The organism is Streptomyces parvus, from assembly GCF_032121415.1.
GTDB lineage: Bacteria > Actinomycetota > Actinomycetes > Streptomycetales > Streptomycetaceae > Streptomyces > Streptomyces globisporus_A.
Map to the genome: position 1 here is coordinate 3,590,418 of NZ_CP135079.1, position 21,798 is coordinate 3,612,215.

Sequence of the window (21,798 nt, forward strand, 5' to 3'; positions counted from 1 at the left end):
CCGTATCTCTCCCAGAAGCCCTAGCTCGATGACTCGACGATCCGCGTGCGACGCCCCGACGACCCGACGTCCCGACGGAACGCGGGGGTCACACGAGTCGGGCCCCGGGGCGGTCACGGCCGGCCGTCCCCTGCCTGCCGTACCCGCCACGGGGCCCCTTTCCACCCGGTCGCGACAGCCTCTCCGCTCGAAGTGCCGCCCGACCAGGGGTCTTCGCGATCCCTTCACGTGAGCGCGTGCTTTTCACGTGCTCACGTGAGGGGCCGTCACTCGCCCGGGTGGGCGAGCTCGATGTCGTGCCCGTCGACCCCCGTACCGCTGACGGTGAGGGAGCCCGCCACCGGCGGGTAGCCGGTCGCGATGACCGAGTACTCGCCCGCGTCCAGGTCGGTGAAGGCGTACGCCCCGTCCTCACCGGTCGTCGCGGTGGCGACGACGTTGCCCGCCGCGTCGATCAGGGTCACCCGGGCGTCGGCCAGCGGGCCCCGGGCGGACCCGGCCCGCACGGTGCCCCGGACCAGCGCACCGGACCGCAGCGCGGCCTCGACGCGGGTGACGCCCTGGCCGCCGATCTCCACCGGCAGCGCCAGCGGACGGAAGCCGGCCGCGTTGACCGCGACGGTCACGGAGCCCGGGATCAGCTCGCCGAAGGCGAACTCCCCGGTCGGGCCGGACGCGCCGGTGGCCAGCACGTCGCCCCGGACGTCGGTCACGATGACCATCGCGCCGTCGACGGGGGCGCCGGACTCGGCGGCCCTGACGGTCCCGGCCAGTCCGCTCGTACCGGACAGCAGGATGTCGAAGGCCAGCGGCTCCTCGCCGACGACCACCGTGGACGCCTGCGGCTGGAAGCCGTCGGCGGAGGCGATCAGGACGTAACTGCCGGAGCCGGGGGCGTCCAGCGTGTAGCCGCCGTCGCTCCGGGCCACGGAGCGCCCGAGCTGCCGGCCGCCCAGCGAGATCAGGGTGACGGCCGCGCGGGCGACCGGAGCGCCCTCCGCGCCGCGCACCACTCCGTGGACGGGGGTGCCCCGGACGGTGTCGTGAGGGGCTTCTGCCGTGTCGACCGAGGTGACCCCGGCCGCGCCCTCGGAGACCAGCCCGGCCGCGCCGACCGCGGCGGGGACGGGAACCTCGGCCGTCTCGACGGCGGCCGGAGCCTGGTCCGACGCCTCGGTGGGGGCGTCGTTCGCCGCGCTGGTCTTCAGGGCGACCTCCTTGATGAAGATCGTCACGATGAAGGCGACGAGCGCGGCCGGAGCGGCGTACAGGAAGACGTCGCCGACGCCGTGCCCGTACGCGGCCTCCATGACCAGCCGGAACGGCTCGGGCAGCTTGTCCAGGTCGGGGATGCCCCCGCCGCCGGTGCCGCCGTGGCCGAACTTGGCGCCCTCGGGGCCGAGCGCGGCGAGGCCGTCCTTGACGTAGTGGGTGACCCGGTTGCCGAGGACCGCGCCGAGCGCCGAGACGCCGATCGCACCGCCGAGGGAGCGGAAGAAGGTGACGACGGAGCTGGCGGAGCCGAGGTCCTCGGGAGCGACCTGGTTCTGCGTGGCGAGGACCAGGTTCTGCATCATCATGCCGATGCCGAGGCCCATGACGAACATGAAGACCGCGACGTGCCAGTACGGGGTGTCGTACCGGATCGTGCCGAGCAGCCCGAGCCCGGCCGTGACCAGGAAACCGCCGGTGACCAGCCATGCCTTCCAGCGCCCGGTCTTGGTGATGACCTGGCCGGAGATCGTCGAGGAGAGGAAGAGCCCCGCGATCATCGGGATGGTCATGACGCCGGACATCGTCGGCGACTTGCCGCGCGCCAACTGGAAGTACTGGCTGAAGAAGACGGTGCCCGCGAACATCGCGATGCCGACGAACAGCGAGGCGATCGAGGCCAGCGTGATGGTGCGGTTACGGAAGAGGCGCAGCGGGATGATCGGCTCGGCGGCCCGCGACTCGATGAACACGAAGATCAGGCCGAGCAGGACCGAGCCCGCGACCATCACGTACGTCTGCCACGACAGCCAGTCGTACTTGTCGCCCGCGAAGGTCACCCAGACCAGCAGCAGGGAGACGGCGGCGCTGATGAAGAACGCGCCGGACCAGTCGACCTTGACGCCCTCGCGCTTCACGACGGGGAGCTTCAGGGTCTTCTGGAGCACGATCAGCGCGATGACCGCGAAGGGCACGCCGACGTAGAAGCACCAGCGCCAGCCCATCCAGCTGGTGTCGGTGATGACACCGCCGAGCAGCGGGCCGCCGACGGTGGCGACGGCGAAGACCGCGCCCAGGTAGCCGCTGTAGCGGCCGCGCTCGCGCGGGGCGATCATCGCGGCCATGACGATCTGCGCGAGGGCGGAGAGACCGCCGACGCCGATGCCCTGGACGACGCGGCAGGCGATGAGCATGCCGCTGCTGGTCGACAGACCGGCGACGACCGACCCCAGGACATAGATGACCAGGGCTATCTGGACCAGCAGCTTCTTGCTGAAGAGGTCGGAGAGCTTGCCCCAGAGCGGGGTGGTGGCGGTCATGGCCAGCAGCGAGGCCGTCACGACCCAGGTGTAGGCGCTCTGGCCGCCGCCGAGGTCGGAGATGATCTCGGGCAGGGCGTTGGAGACGACCGTCGACGACAGGATCGCGACGAACATGCCGAGCAGCAGCCCGGTCAACGCCTCCATGATCTGCCGGTGTGTCATCGGCGTGCCGTCGGGGGTGCCGGAGGCGTTGCCGCCGTGCCCTCCGTGCTTGGCGTGGCCGCCCCGCACACCGGTGGGTGTGGTCGTAGCCATTGAGTTCCTTATCCGTGCGTATTTGCTTCTGTTACACAGGTGTACGGGCGTGAGCCTCGTCGCCGAGGCCGGTCCTGCACTCGCCGGTGTGACGTCCGGGGACGCAGCCGCCGGATCCGCGACAGGCGAAGCTGTCACGCAGCCGGGACAGCAGCGCGATGAGCCGGCCGACGTCGTCGTCGGACCAGTCCTGGAGGTTGTGGGCGAACACCTCGGTGGTCCGCCGGGTCAGTTCGTCGAGCTGCGCGTGCCCGCCGGGGGTCAGCCGCAGGATGCGGGACCGCTTGTCCGCCGGGTCCGGAGACCGTTCGATCCAGCCGCGATCGGCCACATGCGCCACGTGGCGACTGGTCACCGACATGTCCACGGACAGCAGCTCGGCGAGCCGGCTGATCCGCATCTCGCCGTGCCGGTCCAGGAGGGTCAGTACGGCGGCGGATCCCGTGGGGCACTCGGGGGGCAGCGCTCGGGCGAGCCCCCTCTTGACGGCCCCGACGGCGCTGAGCTGTCGGGCCAGTTCCTCGTAACTACTCCGTGCGGCCACGGGAACCCCCAGCACACTCACGACTATGTTGTTGCTTAGGGCAACGATAGAAGCCGTTGGTTGCTGCAGGCAAACGAAAACGGCCTTGCAGAAGTAAAGGAAGGCAAAAGCCTCCGTAGGGTCGAGGTCAAGCGCGTGCGCTGCCGGTCTCCCGGCCCGGTGTCCGTGCGATTTTCGGACGATCTTCAGATGCCCCGCCGCAGGTAGGGCGGGGTGCCCGGTGGCCCCGGGGGTTGGGTCGGGGGCCCGAGTTCGCTAGGGTCCTGCCCCATGGCACACAACCCCCACGCCCCCCAGCCGGGCCCCGAGGGCAACCACGACCCGGCGGGCAGCACGCAGATGTTCCGCGCCTTCGTCGACGAGGGCGAGCCGCAGCGCCGGCAGCAGCCCGCGGCGACCTCGTCCGGGCCGAAGGCCGGGGTGATCGCGGCCGTGATCGCGGTCGTCGTCGTCCTCGGCGCGGTGGCCTGGCTCGCACTGGGCTGACGAGCTGCCGTACGGCGGTGCTGCCGCACGGCAGCACGCTGATACGACACACGCCGTGGACGTCACTCCCACACGGCGGAGACGTCCTGGGTCTCGACGCGCATCCCCAGCGGGACCCGCCAGGACTCCACGCAGACGGTGTACGTCTTCGACCGCGTCGAGCCCGCGCCGATCGGGGCGGGCAGCGGCTGGGACGGGATGATGGTCGCCCAGTCGACGCCGAGGGCGCCGATGATGTGGGTGGCGAAGGTGACGGTCCCCGAGCGCGCCGGGAGCCTCCGGTGTTGCGGAACTCCACGGTCACCTTCTCGCACCACCGCTTGTCCGTCCCGGCGCGCTGCGGGGCGCTCAGTGTCAGCGCGGCCGGGGTCGCGGGCGGAGCGGGAGGTTTCGGGCCGCTGGGCGTGCCGGGGCTCGGAGGCGACGGGTTTTCCGGGCTGCCGCCCGGCGGGGAGCCGGTTTCGCCGCTGTCGCCCGGCTTCGTGGGCGCGGTGGGGTCTGCGGGCTGCGAGGGGGCTTCCCCCGGCCCGTCGGACGAACCGGCCGCCTGACGCCCGCGTGGCGTCCCCGTGCGAGCCCCGCCGGATCCGTCCTGGGCTTCGCCGGGCCGGCCGTCCCCCGGGGAACCGGCGCTCGGCGGCGTACCGCCGCTCGATGACGTACCACCGCCACCACGCCCCTGCCCCCAGCGCTCCCGCTCCCGTCGAGGGGGGTGAGCGTCACCTCCCCCGAGGGCGCCCAGTCCGAGGGAGGCTTCGAGCTTCCGGCCGCGCCCACGGCCGTGTAACCGTCGCCCGGCCCGCCGCCGCAGCCGGACAGGAGGCCGGCGCCCAGGCGCAGCGCGGCCGCCGAGGCGGCGATGGCCGGGCCTCGGCGGCCGGTGGAGCCGCATGCCTGACGTCGCATCGCGTGCGCGTGCCTGACGGGCCGTCACATAAGAACCCTCGTGAACCGTTTTTCCGGCTCTTCGATTTGCCGGTTCCCCCGTCTTCCGGCTCAGTCGGCGATGAGCCCTTCCCTGAGCTGCGCGAGCGTGCGGGTCAGCAGCCGGGAGACGTGCATCTGGGAGATGCCGACCTCCTCGCCGATCTGCGACTGGGTCATGTTCGCGAAGAACCGGAGCATGATGATCTGGCGCTCGCGCGGGGCGAGTTTGGCCAGCAGCGGCTTGAGCGACTCGCGGTACTCGACGCCCTCCAGTGCCGTGTCCTCGTACCCGAGGCGGTCCGCGAGCGAGCCCTCGCCGCCGTCGTCCTCGGGGGAGGGGGAGTCGAGCGAGGAGGCGGTGTAGGCGTTGCCGACGGCGAGGCCGTCGACCACGTCCTCCTCGGAGACCCCGAGCGCGCGGGCCAGCTCCGGGACGGTCGGCGAGCGGTCGAGCTTCTGCGCGAGCTCGTCGCTGGTCTTGGTCAGAGCGAGCCGCAGCTCCTGGAGGCGGCGGGGGACCCGCACGGACCAGGACGTGTCGCGGAAGAAGCGTTTGATCTCGCCGACGACGGTGGGCATGGCGAACGTCGGGAATTCGACGCCGCGTTCGCAGTCGAACCGGTCGATCGCCTTGATCAGGCCGATCGTGCCGACCTGGACGATGTCCTCCATCGGTTCGTTGCGGCTGCGGAACCGCGCCGCGGCGTACCGCACCAGCGGGAGGTTCAGTTCGATCAGTGTGTCCCGCACATAGGTCCGCTCCGGACTGTCCGTTCCCTCGGGGCCCGAGGCGGGGCCGAGCGCGGCGAGCCGCAGGAACAGGGAGCGGGACAGCGTGCGGGTGTCGATGGCTTCCGGCGAGCTGGTGAGCACGGCGGGTGCCGGCACGCTCTTCGTGAGCGTGAGCACCTTCGAGCTGCCCTGTTCTTCGGACATGCCACCCCCTTGAGGTCGCGGACGGTCGCGGCGGCCGCGACCATCGGAGGAACGCAGCCTCCACCTGAATACCGGAGGTGGGGCTGCGGCAAACGCGCTTCGAGCAGAATGTCACATGTCGGCAACACGCTGTAGTGACATGTCGACAAGTCAGCGCCGAATCCGCCCTGGAAACAGGGGGTGTGGCCTTTTTATGCCGTCAGAACTGGTCTGTGGACGGTCTACCCGTTCCGGTTACGCCTCGATCCTGTTTGCGGATCTCAAGCGGGCGAAACTTCTGGCGAGGAGCCTTGACACATGCATCTGGGAGACGCCGAGCTCGGCGCTGATCTGAGACTGGGTCAAGTTGCTGTAGTAGCGCAGCAGAAGGATGCGCTGTTCGCGCTCGGGAAGCTGGACGAGGAGGTGCCGGACGAGGTCGCGGTGCTCGACGCCCGCGAGCGCGGGGTCCTCGTAGCCGAGCCGGTCGAGGAGCCCGGGCAGTCCGTCGCCCTCCTGGGCGGCCTCCAGTGAGGTCGCGTGGTACGAGCGCCCGGCTTCGATGCAGGCCAGTACCTCGTCCTCGGAGATCTTCAGCCGCTCGGCGATCTCGGCGGTGGTCGGGGACCTGCCGTGAGCGGTCGTCAGGTCCTCGGTGGCGCCGGTGACCTGGACCCAGAGTTCGTGCAGTCGGCGGGGGACGTGGACGGTGCGCACGTTGTCGCGGAAGTAGCGTTTGATCTCGCCGACGACGGTGGGCATCGCGAACGTGGGGAACTGGACGCCGCGCTCCGGGTCGAACCGGTCGATGGCGTTGATCAGGCCGATCGTGCCGACCTGGACGACGTCCTCCATCGGCTCGTTGCGGCTGCGGAAACGCGCGGCGGCGTACCGGACGAGGGGGAGGTTCGCCTCGATGAGGGCGGCCCGGACCCGGCGGTGTTCCGGAGTGCCCGGCTCCAGGTCCTTGAGCTGACCGAAGAGGACCTGTGTGAGCGCCCTGGTGTCGGCGCCGCGAGCCCGGGCGGGCGGGGCCGATGGGTCCGGGGTCTCGGTCTGGATGTCCTCGGCCGGAACGGTCGGCACGGCTTGGGCGGTCTGGGGAGGCACTTGAGGCGCTGTACTGGCCGGCACGGTGACGCCACCCCTTTGCGGTCAACTACGGTCAACTCATCCGTCAAAAGCGGTCATAGCATCACAAGACATGTCCACTGTGTGCAAGCACCTCATAGTGCCGTGTTGACGGCATAAGGGTTTAAAAGGAACAGAGAAACCCCCCGCCTGAACGGCGAGGGGTCGACGGAACCGGGACGAGCGAGGTCAGAAGGGGTAGTCCGCGATCACCCAAGTGGCGAATTCGCGCCACTGTCCGGCGGCGGCCTGGTGGGCGGGGTGCTCGATGTACCGCTTGAGCGCGTCCTCGTCGGCGACGGCGGAGTTGATGGCGTAGTCGTACGCGATCGGCCGGTCGGTGATGTTCCAGGCGCACTCCCAGAACTCCAGCTCAGGAACCTGCCCCGCCAGCTCCCGGAAGGCCCGGTCCCCGGCCACGACCCGCGGGTCGTTCCGCTCGACGCCGTCGTTCAGCTTGAAGAGCACCAGGTGGCGGATCATCGTGCGGCTCCTACTTCACCAGTTCTGACATGAAGTCACCGACGCTCTGGGCGGCGGTGGAAATGCCTTCGAACCCTACCTGGACCAGTTCGGCGGCCCGCTGGGGAGACATGATGATCGTGTACAGCACGAAGACCACCAGCATGTAGATGATGATCGTCTTTGCCTTGGCCACAACCGTGCCTCCCCGTCGACCTCACGTGCGATCGGGCGATTCTATCCGCACGAATGGCCGTATCCGGTGGCCGTTTTTGATCACTGATGTGCCTTTTAAGGACCTACGACCCAGCCATCAGGGCCTTTCGCCGGACCCCACGAGCCTCGCCGCCCGGCACGATGGACAACGAGCCCGACGGGACCAGGCAGGACCCGGAAGGCAGGAACAGGGCCTCTCTGTGGGGCCGCCCGCCGCGCGATTCCCCCCTGACCGCGGCGGACGACCAGCAGGCCCTGTTCTCACCGGGGGAAGCGGCTTGTCCCCCCGATGCCGCTTCCCCCGACCTGACCTTCGGGTTTCGACTCGGAGGTCACTTCCACGCTCAGCGGTGTCTGGTCGGGGGAAGCGCGCTGCCCCCCTTCGCGAGTTCCTCCGGTACGACAGCGGTATCGGGGATGTACCAGGTGGACGAGCCGGGCAGACCAGGATTCCCGGCCCCTTCGACGCAGCCGAGTTCGTCTACGCGCTTCTCAAGCTGACGGCGTACGAGCTTCGCGGCACGCTCGTGGTCCCACGTCGGTGACACCGGTTCGATGATGCCCTCGATGATCTGGACGCGATCCCCGCGGATCCGCTGCACGGCGAACTTCAGGGCGCGCTCGGCGTTGATGCCTTGGCTGTAGTCCGGTGCCCTGGTCATTGCATCCTGCTTCCATCCACGTACGAGACAGAGGTGTGACGCATCCCGCCCCGTCGGCACGGACCGCCGGGGTGCGCGAACCATTGCCTTTCACCCGGTCGGGGGGCGTGAGCTGATGGCCCTGCGTGCGCGGAGCGACGGCGGCTTTCACGGGGAGACCCTCCCGCATGCGCGGGGCCCCGTGGCTTCCATGCGGCAGTGGTGATTCTGCCCGCAGCGGGCAGAACAGCGCGGCCTCCTCGCGAGGGGGTCTTGTCCATCTGGTTTTCAGGGACCGTGTGTTCGTCTTGCTGAGTGCGCTCTGTGCTGCGATTTCGTAGTCCGGGCAGCGGCGATCCGATCAGCCGCGATGGGGCTCAGACGGGCTTGAGCAGGGTGCGGAGGTTGTCCATGTGGGCCTTCACTGCGGCGATCTCGGTGGGGTCGGGTGTGGCATCGCCGGCCGTGGTCTGGGCTCGGTGGCAGGGGCGGCATAGGCCGTCGGGGAGGGCTTCCGGGAGGCCGGGGCGGCCGCAGTCGGTGCATTCGACGAGGATGCGGCGGGTGGGAGCGGGCGCGTCGGATGCGGAGCTGGCGCCGGCCGGCAGCCGGGGCGGCAGCTTGTCGATGAGGCGGCGGCGGAGGAGTCCGACGGGTGAGTCGACCTGGGCGGGGAGTCCTGCGGTCAGGGCGCTGGTGAGGTAGTCGACGGTGACGCCCCGGTCGAGCCATTGCGCCGCGAGGGGTTCGAGGGTGGCGCAGTCGTCGGCGGAGAGGCCCAGGCGGTGGTCGTCGCGGCCGAGGCGGACGAGCGCGAAGTAGGCGGGGGAGGGCTCGGTCGGCTGCGCGGGCACGGCGGCGGGTGCCTGGGCCGGGGTGCGTTGGGGCGGTACGGCGGTGGGTGTGGGGACCTGTTCGGCCGCCGCCGGGCTTTCTGGCCGCGTGGGTGGCGGCGGCTTCCCGGCCGGGACCCACGGGGGCGGCGGGGCCGTGTCGGGTGCGGGCGCTGCGGTCTGCGCGGCGGTCTCGGTGGCGAGGTAGGTGTTCCACCACTCGTTGTCGCGGGCGGTGCGGGACCAGAACGTGCGGAACACCCACCGGGTTTCGTCGCCGGCGCCGACAGGGCACCGTACGCGCCGCAGGTGCCCGGCGACGGACAGGGCCTTCAGGGCGGTGGAGATGGCCTGCTGCCCGTACAGCGGGAGCTGCTTGGCCAGTTCCTTCACGCTCATCGAGGCACCATCGGGAAGGCGGTCGACGAACCCGGCGACGTATCGCTCGCGCGTCGGCAGCAAGGCGAAGTCATCACGAGCACGCGCTTGTTGGCCGGGTGCGGAGCGTTTGCCGTACCCGGGCTTGGCCATCGGGTAGGCGGGCGAGACTGCGGGGACGTGCAGGGCAGAGCTAAGGTGCTGAGTAGCCACGGGATCGTCTTTCTAGGGTATCGATCTTGCGGTGAGACCCCGGCCTGGTGCGACAACACCGCGTCGGGGTCGTTTGGTTCTGGCACCGTAAGCGGCCGTCACGCTGCGCCGCAAGCTGTCACGATTAGTCATACTGGCTGGCCGTGGCGGGGTGGGGAGGGGGGAAGGTCTTCCCCAACCCCCCCCTTTTCCACCCCCCGGTTAAAGAAGGCGCTCGAACCCCGGGTCCCGCATCCCGACGCCGGAATCCCGGGTCCCGAGCTTCGGGCCGGAGCGCCGTCCGCGTACCCCCGGAAGAGTGACCCGACCGACCTCGAAGCCCGAGTCTCGCGGCCCGGGACCCGAGCTTCGGGACGAGTAACGTCGTTCTCTGCTGGGCCTGTTGGAGGCCTGCCGGTGGGAATGTTCGGGCTCGGTGGGGCAGCCGGTATAGGCGATGCCCGGTCGCGGTGCCCGCGGCCGAGTTCCGTGATGAGGGCCCGTTCCTCTTCAGGGGGTACGTCACGGGCCCAGGCGTCCGCCAGCACTTGTCGTTTGCGATGGATGTCCGGGATGCGGTGCCCGCGGCTGCGTTTGTGCGGCTCGGTGCAGATCGGCCACGACTCATCGGCCGACCACATCAGAGGACCGCTGACCGAACTGTCCGATGCGGCCGGGTGCCCCGGCCGCGGAAGCAGGTGCGTGGTCACGCCCCGGAGCGCCCCAGCTTCGGGAAGAGCCCCTGGATATGTATGGGGCGCGGCGGCCTAGTTCTGGTCACGGCGGTGACAATAGGCCACCGGGCCGGCCCGGCCGACAGTTGCGCGCAACTGCTCTACCTTGATGACGATCTGCAATCCTGCGCAATCGGTCGGCGGCCGAGTGCTATTCACCGCATCCTGGATTCCCACCCGGCGTAGACGGAGGGCACCATGACGCGCCTCAGGTTCCTTGGTACCACCAGCGACGACGGCGACTGCCCCACGCTTTACGAGGTCGAGGGCACTACTGACGTCCTTGTCCAGGGCGATCGCGTGACCGACCCCGAACAGCTGGCCCAGCTCCGCGACGTGAAGGACGGCGAGACGTTCGTGCTGGTGCCACGCGATCTCCTGGTCCGCTTCGCCCCACGCACCATCGCTCCGGAAATGGTGCCCTTCTCCGAGATCGTCACGCAGTTCCGCGAGTTCAAGCACACAGCCTTCCGGCTGGAGACCCGGCGCGGATACGCCTCCGACCGCAACAGTCCGAAAGGGGGGCGGTGGAAGAGCGGCGTCGATATTTCGGCCGAGCCGGACAACGCATGGCGCGAGAACGTCCGGGCGCAGACAGCTGAGGGCAAGCGGTTCGAGCGGGTTCGGCTCGTCGACCAGCCTCTCACCGAGGGGCAGCAGTTTCTGCTGGACAGCGGCCATAGCAACGTGGCGGCCGGTGAGGACGTCCGTAACCTGCCACGGCCCGAGGCGGACCGGCTGGGCCTGCCGGAACACGACTTCTGGCTGTTCGACTCCCGGCTGGTCGCCCGTTTCGTCTTCGACGAGGACGACACGACCCTCGGCGTCATCCTGAGTGAGGACCCGGCCGAGGTCCCGCTCGCATGCCAGGCGCGAGACGCGGCCTGGCACCACGCGACGCACACCGCGGACTTCGCGAGGGCGGTAGCTTCGACCGGGTGAGCACCGACTTCCAAAACGCGCGGGTCGCTCTGGGAGCACGCCTCCGCGAGCTACGGAGCGGAGCCGGTCTCAACGGCAAGGAAGTGGCCGAGACACTCGGCTGGCAACGCTCGAAGGTCTCGCGCCTGGAGACGGGGAAGCAGACCCCCACCGCGAGCGACCTCACGCAGTGGTCCCAGGCGGTGGGGCGGCCTGACGTGGCAACCGAGTTACGGGGACGGCTCGTCGGTCTGGAATCGCAGTACCGGTCGTGGCGTCGACAACTCGCCGGTGGCCATCGGGCACGCCAGGAACTGGCCGTCACCGAGACGATGACTACGCAGCTCATCCGAGGCGTGGAGGTGTCCCGCATTCCGGGGCTGTTGCAGACTGCGGACTACGCCCGGCACACGTTCGAGGCGAACGCCGATTTTCGCAGGATCCCTCGGGACGTCGAGGCAGCGGTCCGGGCACGTATGCGCCGTCAACAGGCTTTGTACGAGGCGGGCAAACTCTTCCGGTTCGTGGTGTGGGAAGCGGCGTTGTACGTGCTGACGTGCCCCCGTGAGGTCATGGCCGCACAACTGGACCGCCTGGCCGGGCTGATCGGCCTGGACACCGTCGAGATCAGCGTCCTCCCCCTCGGCGCTCAGCTGCGGCGCGCACCTGGCCACGGGTTCTGGATCTACGACCGGCGTCGCGTGATTGTGGAGACGATCAACACTGAGATGTGGCTCGACGACGAGGAGAACGTCGTTCTCTATGAGCGGGCGTGGGATCTGATGGCCGAAGCCGCAGTCCAGGGGCCTCAGGCGCGGCGTTTGATCGGCCGCGCGCGAGCTTCGCTGGAGCTAGCTCGATTGAACAACTGCGCTCAACATGGTGACGGGTATTCGCAACCCGGCGCAATCGCCCAACGCCCCCCCACCTCGGCTCCCTAACGTGCTGGTCGTGGCCACGCGAATGCGTGCCGATCACGATTCCCCCACCTGCCGAAGGAAGAGCCATGAGTGCGCGGACCATGCCCTCACGCTGGCCGGAAGCTACCTGTCGCACCCTTCTTGACCACACCACAACCTGTGCCGCTTGCCGCGCCGGAGCTACCTGCCCGACGGCCTTGAGCTTGGGACGTGCTTGGCGGGAGGCGCGGCGCGGATGAGGTGTTACGTGGACGGGGAGGCGCACGACCTGTCGGTCGAGGACGAGACGGGGGCTTACTGCGTCGAGCGTGGGTTGACGTTGTTGTGGCGTGGTGATCCGGTCACCGCCGCCGAGGGGGCCGGGGGGCCGGTCGTTGCCCAGGACGCGCTGTCACCTGGGGCGGACGGTCCGTGCAGCGTTGTGTGCCGAAGTGCGCTGGTGACGGACCTGGCCGACGTGCACGTCCTGTGCCGCCTGCCAACGTGCGCCTGCCCGTGCCATGCGGTGGCCACCGCTCTCCGGGACGCCTGATGACGCTCAACTTGTCGGTCACGGATGTCCGTACCTGCGAGGCGTGCCGGCTATCCCCGGTAACCGCCGCCCGGCGCAGCGCCCTTGGCCGGGATCTGTTGTGCCGGGCGTGTGCTGAGGGTGGCTGCCCGCGTCGGGTCGATCTGTTTCCGCCGTACGGGATTTACCGGCTTCGCCCCACCGAGAGCCGGTCAGTGGTATCGAATGCACCGATCAGAGGAGACGGACGATGATCACCACCCCCGTGCACATTCAGGCCGGGAAGCATGGCGGGGCCCCGTCGGACAAGCCGTGGACTCCGCCGCAGGAGCCGAAGCCGTCGCCGGATGGCAGCCGGCCTCAGTTCGTGCCGCAGTCGTGAGCGGCGTACCGCAGGCACCTGCGTACCCGGATCTGGTGCGGGATCTCGCCGATCGCGGGTTGCTCACCGGTCGATGGCGGCAGGTGTTCGAGGCGGTGCCGCGCAGCCGCTTCGTCCCGGTCGATGTCTGGCGGCAGCTGTCCGACCGGTGCGAGCCGGTGGTGGGGACTGACGCGTGGCTCGCGCTGGTGAACAGTGACGAACCGGTGGTGACCCAGCTCGACGACGGGGCCGAGGGCGGGCCAGGTGTGGCGACGTCGTCGAACTCGATGCCCTCGATGGTGGCCCGGATGCTCGGGCTGCTCGATGTCCAGGACGGCGTACGGGTGTTGGAGATCGGCACCGGCACCGGGTACGTCGCCGCGCTGTTGTGCGAGCGGCTTGGCGACGACCTGGTCCACAGCGTGGAGTTGGACCCGGTCGTGGCCCGGCAGGCCGCCGAGGCCTTGGCCCAGGCCGGGTACCGGCCGCATCTGCGGGTCGGGGACGGTGAACAGCCGTGGCCCGGCCTGGGGCTGGTCGACCGGCTGATCGCCACGTGTGCGGTGCGGTACGTCCCGCACGCGCTGCTGCGGCAGGTCCGGCCCGGCGGGATCGTCGTCGCCCCGCTCGCGAGGGAGTTCTGGTCCGGAGCCCTGGTCCGGCTTCGGGTTCAGGACGACGGCACTGCGATGGGGCTGCCATGGCCGCCACCGGATAGGAGGTGTGGCAGTACGGGCCCGGGTTCCTGTGGGAGGAGATCGAGCAGACCTGGTGGGAGTACGAGACGAAGGGCCGGCCCGACGCCGAGCAGTTCGGCCTGACCGTCGCCGGCCGGGGCCGGCACGCCGTCTGGCTGCGGGACCCGAGCGAGGTCATCCGGCCCGCCAGGGCGTAACTCGCGCAGGGGCGCAGAGACCGCCGAGGTGCTGGCCCGCCTGGACGCGCCGGAGGGCAAAGCGAAAGGCCCGGCTCAATCGAGCCGGGCCTTTCGTCCACAAGCGGTAGCGGTGGGATTTGAACCCACGGTGACGGGTTACGCCACACTCGCTTTCGAGGCGAGCTCCTTCGGCCGCTCGGACACGCTACCGAGAGAGAGCTTAGACCATCCCGGGCCGTGGACAGAAATCGGTTCTCGGGGGCGGGGTCGTCCACGGCCAGGCGACTGGGTCGTGCCTGGTCAGAGGGATCGGAAGAACGCCGTCAGCTGCTCCGCGCACTCCGGCTCCAGGACGCCCGCGATGACCTCCGGGCGGTGGTTCAGGCGGCGGTCGCGGATCACGTCCCAGAGGGATCCCGCCGCGCCGGCCTTCTCGTCGCGGGCGCCGTAGACGACGCGGGCGACGCGGGACTGGACCAGGGCGCCCGCGCACATCGTGCAGGGCTCCAGTGTGACCACCAGGGTGCAGCCGGTCAGGCGCCATGCGCCGAGGGCCTCGGCCGCCCGGCGCAGGGCCAGGATCTCGGCGTGCGCGGTCGGGTCGCCGGTGGCCTCGCGCTCGTTGTGTCCGGTCGCCAGCTCGGTGCCGTCGGGGCCGAGCACGACGGCGCCGACCGGCACGTCGCCGGCCGACGCCGCCCGCGCGGCCTCGGCCAGCGCGCGGCGCATCGGGGCCTGCCAGGGATCGCGTACGGGGTCGGGCTCCGGTACGCGTACGGGATCCGGGGCGGGCTCGGGTGAGGGGTCCGGCGGTCGTGCGGTCACTCGCGGACCCTAGCGGACGGGGTGGGGTGGGCGGGTGGTGGGAGAGATGGATGGACGGGTGCGCGGGACCTCAGCGGGTCGCGGGCCCCTCAGCGGACCGACTCCAGGACCTCCGCCGCTCCCACGGCCTCAGCGATCTCGGAGAGTGCGTCGGTCTGCAGGGTGAGCAGCTCCTTCTCGGACATCCCGAGGTCGGCCAGGACCCCGAGCTCGCCGATCGGGCCCGCCGGGACGGCGTCCGGGTCCGGGGCGTCGTCGTCCGTGTCGGCCACGGGAGCGGTCCGTTCCGGTTCGCCGTCCTCCGTGCCGTCCAGGTCGACGAGCTCCTCCAGGGCGGCGATCTCGTCCTCGGCCCCTGGTTCGCGGCCGAGCAGTTCGTCGGTGAGCAGGATCTCCCCGTAGGAGGAGCGGGCGGCGGCGGACGCGTCCGAGACGTAGATCCGGGGGTCCTCCTCACCGTCCACCCGGACGACGCCGAACCAGGCGTCCTCCTGCTCGATGTAGACCAGGACCGTGTCCTCGTCCACCGAGGCCTCCCGGGCCAGGTCCGTCAGATCGGACAGGGTCTCCACATCGTCGAGCTCTGTATCGCTCGCTTCCCACCCGTCTTCGGTGCGCGCGAGCAGTGCGGCGAAGTACACCGTGACTCTCCCACTGGTCATAGGCGAATCGGTCCGACGGGAGGGCGAACGGTGGTCCGTCCGTCCTGAGCCCCGCCCAATCGGCATCGTGGCAGAAACAAGCGCCGTGCGAGACCTCTTCGGCCGTTGCGTCGGCCATCAGTTCCAGGAGTGCCTGGTCGGCCCTCACCCTGACGCACCGATCGGCGGGGGAGTGCGCCGGTGGTACGTGGAGGGCTCACCCGGGTGCTCACCAGGGGTTTCGTCAGATGATTCGCCCGTCGTCGTCCGTCGGTTCACCGCCACCCGCCGGTTCACCAGCGGAACGTGCGCATCCGCATCTGTTGCCGCATTCGGGCGGCCCGGGCCCGGCGCGGCTGCACCCGGTCCCTCAACTGCTTGGCCTCGTGCAGCTCACGGAGGAACTGGGCGCGTCGTCGGCGGCGGGCCGCGTCACTCTCCCGCGCGTCCTCGGCCGCGTCCGCCACGCCCTCGACGCCGCGCCCCTCGCGCGGTCCGCGCGAGGCCGCGTTGTCCCGCAGGTCCCCGTCAGCCATCGACACACCACCCCAGTACCGGGTCCGTATGCCCCCACCTTCCCCCCGAACAGGTGGTTGATGCCAGCGCAGAGTGCCGGGCCGCGCGGTTACTGTTGACGCATGCGGATCCACGTCGTCGACCACCCGCTGGTGGCGCACAAACTCACCACGCTGCGCGACAAGCGCACCGACTCCCCGACCTTCCGGCGGCTCGCCGACGAGCTGGTCACCCTCCTCGCCTACGAGGCCACCAGGGATGTGCGTACCGAGCAGGTCGACATCGAGACCCCGGTGACGCCCACGACCGGGGTGAAGCTCTCGCACCCCCGGCCCCTGGTCGTCCCGATCCTGCGGGCCGGTCTGGGCATGCTGGACGGCATGGTGCGGCTGCTGCCGACCGCCGAAGTGGGCTTCCTCGGCATGATCCGCAACGAGGAGACGCTCCAGGCGGAGACGTATGCGACCCGGATGCCCGAGGACCTCTCCGGCCGCCAGGTCTACGTCCTCGACCCGATGCTGGCCACCGGCGGCACCCTCGTCGCGGCCATCCAGGAGCTGATCAAGCGCGGTGCCGACGATGTCACCGCCGTCGTCCTCCTCGCGGCGCCCGAGGGCGTCGAGGTGATGGAACGCGAGCTGGCCGGGACCCCGGTCACCGTCGTCACGGCCTCCGTCGACGAGCGGCTCAACGAGCACGGCTACATCGTGCCGGGCCTCGGCGACGCGGGCGACCGGATGTACGGGACGGCCGAGTAGGGCCCAGCCCCGATCCTCTCCTTACGACTTCGCGCCCCGTTCCGGTGCGTACGCACGAGGCCGCGCGTACGCACCGGAACGGGGCGCTTTTGTGTGCGCCGGGGTGTGCCCCCGTCAGCAGGAGGGGGAGGGGGATGGGGCCGGCCTCGTCAGGGCCGTCATCGCCGCCGTGGCCTCCTTCGGGGTGCTGAACGCCTTGAACTTCGCACCGAGAATCAGATCGACCTCACCCGTCTTCCGGGTGTCCGTCTTCTGCACCGTGCCCGCCAGCTGGGTGCCGAGCACCGTGAAGCTGCCGTTCTTCGCGGCCGGGGCCGCGAGCAGCACGCCCGTGCCCGGTACCTTCTTGTCGTACTCCTTCGGCGCGTTGCCCACGTCGCCGATGGCGAAACCGCGCTTCTTGAGCTCCTCGGCGGCGGCCTTGGCCAGCCCGGTCCGCGTCGTCGCGTTGTAGACGTTCACCTTGATCGCGGCCGGTTTCGGGAGCGCCTTGACGGGGGCCACGGACGGCTTCGCCGTGGGGCAGTCCCGCTGGTGGTCGGCCGCGTTCGCGCTCTTGTCGCCGCCGGTGAACACCTCGATGAGCTGCAGACTGCCCCAGCCGACGAGACCGAGGACGACGACGGCTCCGATGCCCGCGAGGACCAGCCTGCGGCGGTGCCGGGGGCGGCGCATACGGGGGTAGGTGTCGCCCGTGATGCGGTACTTTCCGCCCATGCCGGGGGGAGTGAGCATGCTCATGGAGGCAGCGTAGTGCGACCCGGTGATGATGCGTACTAAATGATCAACGTATGGCACCCGGATGAGCGTGAAAGCACCCGAAAGCCCGAATCCGGGTCTCGGGAGGATGCCTCAAGATGCGCAAACCCCAGTGGGGTGGGTGAGGGTGCCGCGGGGGCAGGTGCGCCGGTGCCGGGAGCGGTGTCAGCCCAGGTCGAGGACGCGCGCGTGCAGGACCTGGCGCTGCTGCAGCGCGGCGCGGACCGCCCGGTGCAGCCCGTCCTCCAGGTAGAGGTCGCCCTGCCACTTCACGACGTGCGCGAACAGGTCCCCGTAGAACGTGGAGTCCTCGGCGAGGAGGGTCTCCAGGTCCAGCTGGCCCTTGGTGGTCACGAGCTGGTCCAGGCGAACCGGACGCGGCGCGACATCCGCCCACTGGCGGGTGGATTCCCGGCCGTGGTCGGGGTACGGCTTCCCATTTCCGATGCGCTTGAAGATCACACGGAAAGCCTACCGGTCAAGAGCCACCGGGCGCAGCCACGGAAGCTCACCGCTATGCCGGTGCAAAGGGCGTATAGCGCTGGATAGGGCGGGATACCGGGTCAGCGGGGCATCCCAGGGGTGGTTTCGTCCGTCTGCTCCCGTCGACGCCGCTCCCGCCCGCCGGCGTTGTTCCGTACGCCGGCTCCCGCCTCCGGTGCTTACGGGCTCCGGTGGCGGGAGCCCGTAAGCCGGCCGCTACTCCGTGACGCGGCCGTGGCCCTCGCGCAGGCCGCCTCCGCTGCCGCCGCTGCCGGGCGTCCCGGCGCCGGTGTCAGGGTCGGCCGGGCGGGTCAGCGAGCGCAGGTCGTGCGCGTACGTCCCGACGGCGTTGGCGATCACGTCGATGTTGGTGTCGAAGTGACCCATGTCGATGTTGTCCAGGTCGTCGCAGGCCGCGTGGTAGCAGGGGTCGTACGCGATCCCCGCCTCGCCGCCGAACACCTCGGCCTGGGCCGCCGTCTTGATGCCCTCCGCCCCGGTGTCCGTACCGCCGGAGGGGATGCCGACCTCGATGAACGGCCCGTAGTCCGAGCGGCCGGTGAAGTCCGTGCCCTCGTGCGGCTTGCCCTTGCCGTCGAGGAACGCGTTGATGTCCCGCTCCAGTTGGGCCGAGCCCTCCGGGCCCGGGCCCTCGCCGACCTGGTCGGAGTTGTCGCCGTCGAAGACGAACTGGACACCGTTCGGCGAGGCGATCATGTCGAAGTTCAGATAGAGCTTGATCTGCTCGCGCTGCTTGTCGGAGAGCGCCGCGACGTACTTCTCCGAGCCGATCAGGCCGTTCTCCTCGGCCGACCACCAGGCGAACCGCACCTTGTTGGCCGGCTCGCTCTTCGACTTCGCCAGCTTCAGGGCGACGTCGAGCAGACCGGCGGAGCCGGAGCCGTTGTCGTTGATGCCGGGGCCCTCGGTCACCGAGTCGAGGTGGGCCCCGAGCATCACGGTCCGTGCCGCGCTGCCGCCGGGCGTCTCGGCGATGACGTTGCGGGTGGGACGGTCCTCCTGGAGCTCGCGGACCTCGAAGCCGACCGTCACCTCGCCGGCCGCGAGGTCGGCGGCGAGCTTCTCGCCCTCCTCCTGGGTGAGCCCGCCGGTCGGGATCTTCCCGGCGGCGACCTCGCCGAGCGTGCCGGACAGCGCACCCTCGACGTTGTTGTAGATGGCCGCTCCGGCCGCGCCCGCAGTGGCCGCCGCCGCCTGCTTCTCGGCGAAGGAGCAGCCGCCGCGCTTGATCAGCGCGATGGCGCCGGTGAAGTCCGCGGCGGCGTAGTCGGCGGCCTCGCAGCCGGTCGTCCCGTCGACGGGTACGGCGACGAGCCGTGCCGTCAGGCCGCCTTCCTTCGTCGACGGCGTGTACGTCATGGCCTTGATCGTCACGTCGCGGGGCGTCGGCGACACCACGGCGAGCTTTTCGGCCAGGGTCTCCGTGTAGGTGAAGCGGAAGCTCTCGTACGAGACCTGGTACCCGGCGCGCTGGAGCTGCCGGTGGACGTACGCGGCCGAGGCGTCGTGGCCCAGCGAGCCGGCGGCGCGGTGGCCATCGGCGGAGTCGGCTATCGCCTGGAACCGGCGGAGGTGTTTGTGGGCGTCGCGTGCGGACGCGTTCCTCACCAACTCCCGCGACAGCTTGGCAGCTTCTTTCCCGGGGTCGTGCGGCGCGGGGCGTCCGGGGTGCGGTGACGCGGCCAGGAGGAGCGGTGTGGCCAGGGCGGTGGCGGCCACGACCGCCATGGCTCTGCGACGGGTTGCGTGCACAGGAGTCCTTCCGGTCTGAACGGCTGAACGAATGTGCTGCGAAAGCTAGCGAGTGGGGTGACGCCTGTGAACCGGTGTGGCTGATTCTGGTCCGGGGGGAAGGGGGCGTCGGCCTGCTCCGGCACATGGCGGTGCCCTATCTGTGCCCGCGTCACTTCTTCCGTGACGTCCCGGGCTTTCTCGCGGTGTTGGCCGCCTTGGCCGCCGCTTTGGCCTCCTGTTTGTAGGCACGTACCTCGACCAGCGACTCCGGGCCCGTGATGTCGGCCACCGACCGGTGCGATCCGGCCTCCCCGTACGGGCCCGCCGCCTCCCGCCACCCCGGTGGCCGTACGCCCAACTGCTTGCCGAGCAGCGCCAGGAAGATCTGGGCCTTCTGGGCGCCGAAGCCGGGCAGGGCCTTGAGGCGTTCCAGCAGGTCGTCGCCGGTCGCGGCGTCCCGCCACACCGCGCTCGCGTCGCCGCCGTACTCCGCGACCAGGTACCGGCACAGCTGCTGCACCCGCTTCGCCATGGAACCGGGGTAGCGGTGCAGGGCCGGTTTGGTGGTGAACAGCTCGGTGAAGGCGTCCGGGTCATAGGCGGCGATCCGCCCCGCGTCCAGGTCGTCGGCGCCCATCCGTTCCGCGAGGGTGTACGGGCCCGTGAACGCCCACTCCATCGGCACCTGTTGGTCCAGCAGCATGCCTACCAGGGCGGCCAGCGGGCTGCGCCCCAGAAGCCCGTCCGCCTCCGGATTCTGGGCGATCCGCAGGGTGGTGGCCGCGCCCGTGCCCGTATCCGCCCCCTTGGCTCCGCCCTTGCCGCCGGTGCTGTCGCTGCCGCTCGTGGTCATGCTGCCGATCATCGCGAGCGCGGCGGGCGGCGGCGACCGGGGCTGCGCCGATGGCCTCTTCCCTGTCGGCCGAAGGGAGTAACCCCCTATCCGTCCGGCCGGTCCAGCCGGTCCGCGCGCCGGCGCAGGTAGCGGGCCTCGGGCTCGCTGAGGGTGGCGTCGGCGGCCGCGCGGTAGGCGGTACGGGCGGCGTCGGGCTCCCCCGCGCGTTCCAGGAGGTGGCCGCGTACGGCGTCGACCCGGTGGTTCCGCCGCCCCGTGGCCTCCGCCAGCGCGCCGACCTCCGCCAGCCCCGCCCGGGGCCCGCGCACCATGGCCACGGCGACCGCCCGGCCCAGCGCGGCGGCGGGGTCGGGGGAGCGCCGCACGAGGAGGTCGTACAGGGCGAGGATCTGCGGCCAGTCGGTGTCCTCGGCGCGCTCCGCCTCGTCGTGCAGGGCGGCGATCGCGGCCTGGAGCTGGTAGTCCCCGGCGGGCCCCCGGGCGAGCGCCTCCTCGGCCAGGGCGATGCCTTCGGCGATGGCCGTACGGTCCCAGAGGGCGCGGTCCTGTTCGTCGAGGGGGATCAGCCCGCCGTCCGGGCCGGTGCGCGCCGGGGTGCGCGCCTCGGTGAGGACCATCAGCGCGAGCAGCCCGGTCACCCGCCCCTCGTGGGGGAGGAGGCGGCGGACGGCGCGGGTCAGGCGGATCGCCTCGCGGGCCAGGTCCGTGCGGTGGAGGTCGGGGCCCGCGGTGGCGGTGTAGCCCTCGTTGAAGATCAGGTAGAGGACCTGGAGCACGGCGGCGAGCCGCTGGTCGCGGTCCCGGGCGTCCGGCTGCCGGAACCGCGTACCGCGCACCGCCCGCTTGGCCCGGCTGATCCGCTGCGCCATCGTCGCCTCCGGCACCAGATGGGCGCGGGCGATCTCGGCCGTGGTGAGGCCGCCGACCGCGCGGAGCGTCAGCGCGATCTGGGCGGCGGGGGAGAGCGCGGGGTGGCAGCAGAGGAAGAGCAGGGTGAGCGTGTCGTCCTCGGAGGGGGCCCGGCCCGGGCCGGAAGGCCCTGTCCCGGCGGGCCCCTCCCCGGGCGGCGGGGTGACGAACGCGTCCGCCGGGGTGAGGGCTGCCGCCGTCTCCTCGCGCCGGCGGCGGGCCTCGTCGCTGCGCAGCCGGTCGGTGAGGCGGCGGGAGGCGACCCGGATGAGCCAGCCGCGCGGGTTGTCGGGGATCCCGGCCCCGGGCCACTGCTCGGCGGCCGCGATCAGGGCCTCCTGGACGGAGTCCTCGGCCGGGTCGAAGTGCCCGTACCGGCGGACGAGTGCGCCGAGGACCTGCGGCGCGTGACGGCGCAACAGGTCCTCGATGTCGTCGGCCGCTCGGCCCACCTG

The 21,798-nt window shown here is 70.8% G+C and carries 20 protein-coding genes, 1 tRNA gene and 2 pseudogenes; 5 read left to right on the forward strand and 18 right to left on the reverse strand.

Annotation, left to right across the window (positions count from 1 at the left end):
- Window positions 1-266: 266 nt before the first annotated feature.
- A complete protein-coding gene (locus RNL97_RS17070) occupies window positions 267-2,696 on the reverse strand; it encodes an MFS transporter (RefSeq protein WP_462983216.1) in 2,430 nt (809 codons plus the stop codon).
- Between the two features lie 124 nt (window positions 2,697-2,820).
- On the reverse strand, window positions 2,821-3,333 hold the full coding sequence (locus RNL97_RS17075) for a MarR family winged helix-turn-helix transcriptional regulator (protein WP_030579034.1): 513 nt from the start codon (window positions 3,331-3,333) through the stop codon (window positions 2,821-2,823).
- Between the two features lie 270 nt (window positions 3,334-3,603).
- Here RNL97_RS17075 and RNL97_RS17080 point away from each other — a divergent pair, with 270 nt between their 5' ends.
- Window positions 3,604-3,819 carry a hypothetical protein gene (locus RNL97_RS17080; RefSeq protein ID WP_030579032.1) on the forward strand — a complete coding sequence of 72 codons (216 nt, stop codon included), beginning with the start codon at window positions 3,604-3,606 and terminating at the stop codon, window positions 3,817-3,819.
- Window positions 3,820-3,881: 62 nt separating this feature from the next.
- Here RNL97_RS17080 and RNL97_RS17085 read toward each other — a convergent pair.
- The 7 genes and pseudogenes from RNL97_RS17085 to RNL97_RS17115 all read right to left on the reverse strand — a co-directional run bounded on the left by RNL97_RS17085 (window position 3,882) and on the right by RNL97_RS17115 (window position 9,535).
- A pseudogene (locus RNL97_RS17085) lies at window positions 3,882-4,117 on the reverse strand (hypothetical protein).
- A 698-nt stretch (window positions 4,118-4,815) separates the two neighbouring features.
- Window positions 4,816-5,682 carry an RNA polymerase sigma factor SigF gene (locus RNL97_RS17090; protein WP_030579030.1) on the reverse strand — a complete coding sequence of 289 codons (867 nt, stop codon included), beginning with the start codon at window positions 5,680-5,682 and terminating at the stop codon, window positions 4,816-4,818.
- A 234-nt stretch (window positions 5,683-5,916) separates the two neighbouring features.
- Entirely contained in the window at window positions 5,917-6,795 is an 879-nt protein-coding gene (locus RNL97_RS17095) for an RNA polymerase sigma factor SigF (RefSeq protein WP_030579028.1), read from the reverse strand.
- Window positions 6,796-6,981: 186 nt separating this feature from the next.
- The gene (locus tag RNL97_RS17100) at window positions 6,982-7,275 is read right to left on the reverse strand and encodes a Dabb family protein (protein ID WP_030579026.1); all 294 of its coding nucleotides are present in this window, start codon (window positions 7,273-7,275) and stop codon (window positions 6,982-6,984) included.
- A gap of 10 nt (window positions 7,276-7,285) precedes the next feature.
- On the reverse strand, window positions 7,286-7,450 hold the full coding sequence (locus tag RNL97_RS17105; RefSeq protein WP_010056643.1) for a hypothetical protein: 165 nt from the start codon (window positions 7,448-7,450) through the stop codon (window positions 7,286-7,288).
- Window positions 7,451-7,814: 364 nt separating this feature from the next.
- Window positions 7,815-8,132 carry a hypothetical protein gene (locus RNL97_RS17110; RefSeq protein ID WP_398866824.1) on the reverse strand — a complete coding sequence of 106 codons (318 nt, stop codon included), beginning with the start codon at window positions 8,130-8,132 and terminating at the stop codon, window positions 7,815-7,817.
- A gap of 356 nt (window positions 8,133-8,488) precedes the next feature.
- Entirely contained in the window at window positions 8,489-9,535 is a 1,047-nt protein-coding gene (locus tag RNL97_RS17115) for a MarR family transcriptional regulator (RefSeq protein ID WP_313750913.1), read from the reverse strand.
- 911 nt (window positions 9,536-10,446) lie between these two features.
- Here RNL97_RS17115 and RNL97_RS17120 point away from each other — a divergent pair.
- From RNL97_RS17120 to RNL97_RS17135, 3 genes and pseudogenes are all read left to right on the forward strand, one after another.
- Window positions 10,447-11,190: a DUF6879 family protein gene (locus RNL97_RS17120; protein WP_243314447.1), complete on the forward strand. Its 744-nt coding sequence runs from the start codon at window positions 10,447-10,449 to the stop codon at window positions 11,188-11,190.
- Window positions 11,187-12,110 carry a Scr1 family TA system antitoxin-like transcriptional regulator gene (locus RNL97_RS17125; protein ID WP_199814156.1) on the forward strand — a complete coding sequence of 308 codons (924 nt, stop codon included), beginning with the start codon at window positions 11,187-11,189 and terminating at the stop codon, window positions 12,108-12,110. Before RNL97_RS17120 ends, RNL97_RS17125 begins: the two co-directional genes overlap by 4 nt.
- Window positions 12,111-12,978: 868 nt before the next feature.
- Window positions 12,979-13,859: pseudogene (locus RNL97_RS17135) on the forward strand (methyltransferase domain-containing protein).
- Between the two features lie 104 nt (window positions 13,860-13,963).
- Here RNL97_RS17135 and RNL97_RS17140 read toward each other — a convergent pair.
- The 4 genes from RNL97_RS17140 to RNL97_RS17155 all read right to left on the reverse strand — a co-directional run bounded on the left by RNL97_RS17140 (window position 13,964) and on the right by RNL97_RS17155 (window position 15,843).
- Window positions 13,964-14,051, reverse strand: a tRNA-Ser gene (locus RNL97_RS17140).
- Window positions 14,052-14,141: 90 nt separating this feature from the next.
- On the reverse strand, window positions 14,142-14,570 hold the full coding sequence (gene tadA / locus RNL97_RS17145) for a tRNA adenosine(34) deaminase TadA (RefSeq protein WP_030579011.1): 429 nt from the start codon (window positions 14,568-14,570) through the stop codon (window positions 14,142-14,144).
- 185 nt (window positions 14,571-14,755) lie between these two features.
- Entirely contained in the window at window positions 14,756-15,307 is a 552-nt protein-coding gene (locus RNL97_RS17150; protein WP_243316355.1) for a tRNA adenosine deaminase-associated protein, read from the reverse strand.
- 293 nt (window positions 15,308-15,600) lie between these two features.
- The gene (locus RNL97_RS17155; RefSeq protein WP_030579004.1) at window positions 15,601-15,843 is read right to left on the reverse strand and encodes a hypothetical protein; all 243 of its coding nucleotides are present in this window, start codon (window positions 15,841-15,843) and stop codon (window positions 15,601-15,603) included.
- A gap of 102 nt (window positions 15,844-15,945) precedes the next feature.
- On the opposite strand from RNL97_RS17155, the gene upp reads away from it, so the two are divergent.
- Window positions 15,946-16,581, forward strand: a complete 636-nt coding sequence (upp, locus tag RNL97_RS17160) for a uracil phosphoribosyltransferase (protein WP_010063062.1) — start codon at window positions 15,946-15,948, stop codon at window positions 16,579-16,581.
- 114 nt (window positions 16,582-16,695) lie between these two features.
- On the opposite strand, the gene RNL97_RS17165 is transcribed toward upp, so the two are convergent.
- The 5 genes from RNL97_RS17165 to RNL97_RS17185 all read right to left on the reverse strand — a co-directional run bounded on the left by RNL97_RS17165 (window position 16,696) and on the right by RNL97_RS17185 (window position 21,795).
- Window positions 16,696-17,298, reverse strand: a complete 603-nt coding sequence (locus tag RNL97_RS17165; RefSeq protein WP_030579000.1) for a LytR C-terminal domain-containing protein — start codon at window positions 17,296-17,298, stop codon at window positions 16,696-16,698.
- A gap of 207 nt (window positions 17,299-17,505) precedes the next feature.
- The gene (locus tag RNL97_RS17170) at window positions 17,506-17,802 is read right to left on the reverse strand and encodes a type II toxin-antitoxin system VapB family antitoxin (protein WP_003967677.1); all 297 of its coding nucleotides are present in this window, start codon (window positions 17,800-17,802) and stop codon (window positions 17,506-17,508) included.
- A gap of 237 nt (window positions 17,803-18,039) precedes the next feature.
- On the reverse strand, window positions 18,040-19,572 hold the full coding sequence (locus RNL97_RS17175) for a M28 family metallopeptidase (RefSeq protein WP_243316358.1): 1,533 nt from the start codon (window positions 19,570-19,572) through the stop codon (window positions 18,040-18,042).
- 175 nt (window positions 19,573-19,747) lie between these two features.
- Entirely contained in the window at window positions 19,748-20,443 is a 696-nt protein-coding gene (locus tag RNL97_RS17180; RefSeq protein WP_374115137.1) for an HhH-GPD-type base excision DNA repair protein, read from the reverse strand.
- Window positions 20,444-20,517: 74 nt separating this feature from the next.
- The gene (locus RNL97_RS17185; protein WP_313750915.1) at window positions 20,518-21,795 is read right to left on the reverse strand and encodes an RNA polymerase sigma factor; all 1,278 of its coding nucleotides are present in this window, start codon (window positions 21,793-21,795) and stop codon (window positions 20,518-20,520) included.
- Window positions 21,796-21,798 lie beyond the last annotated feature (3 nt).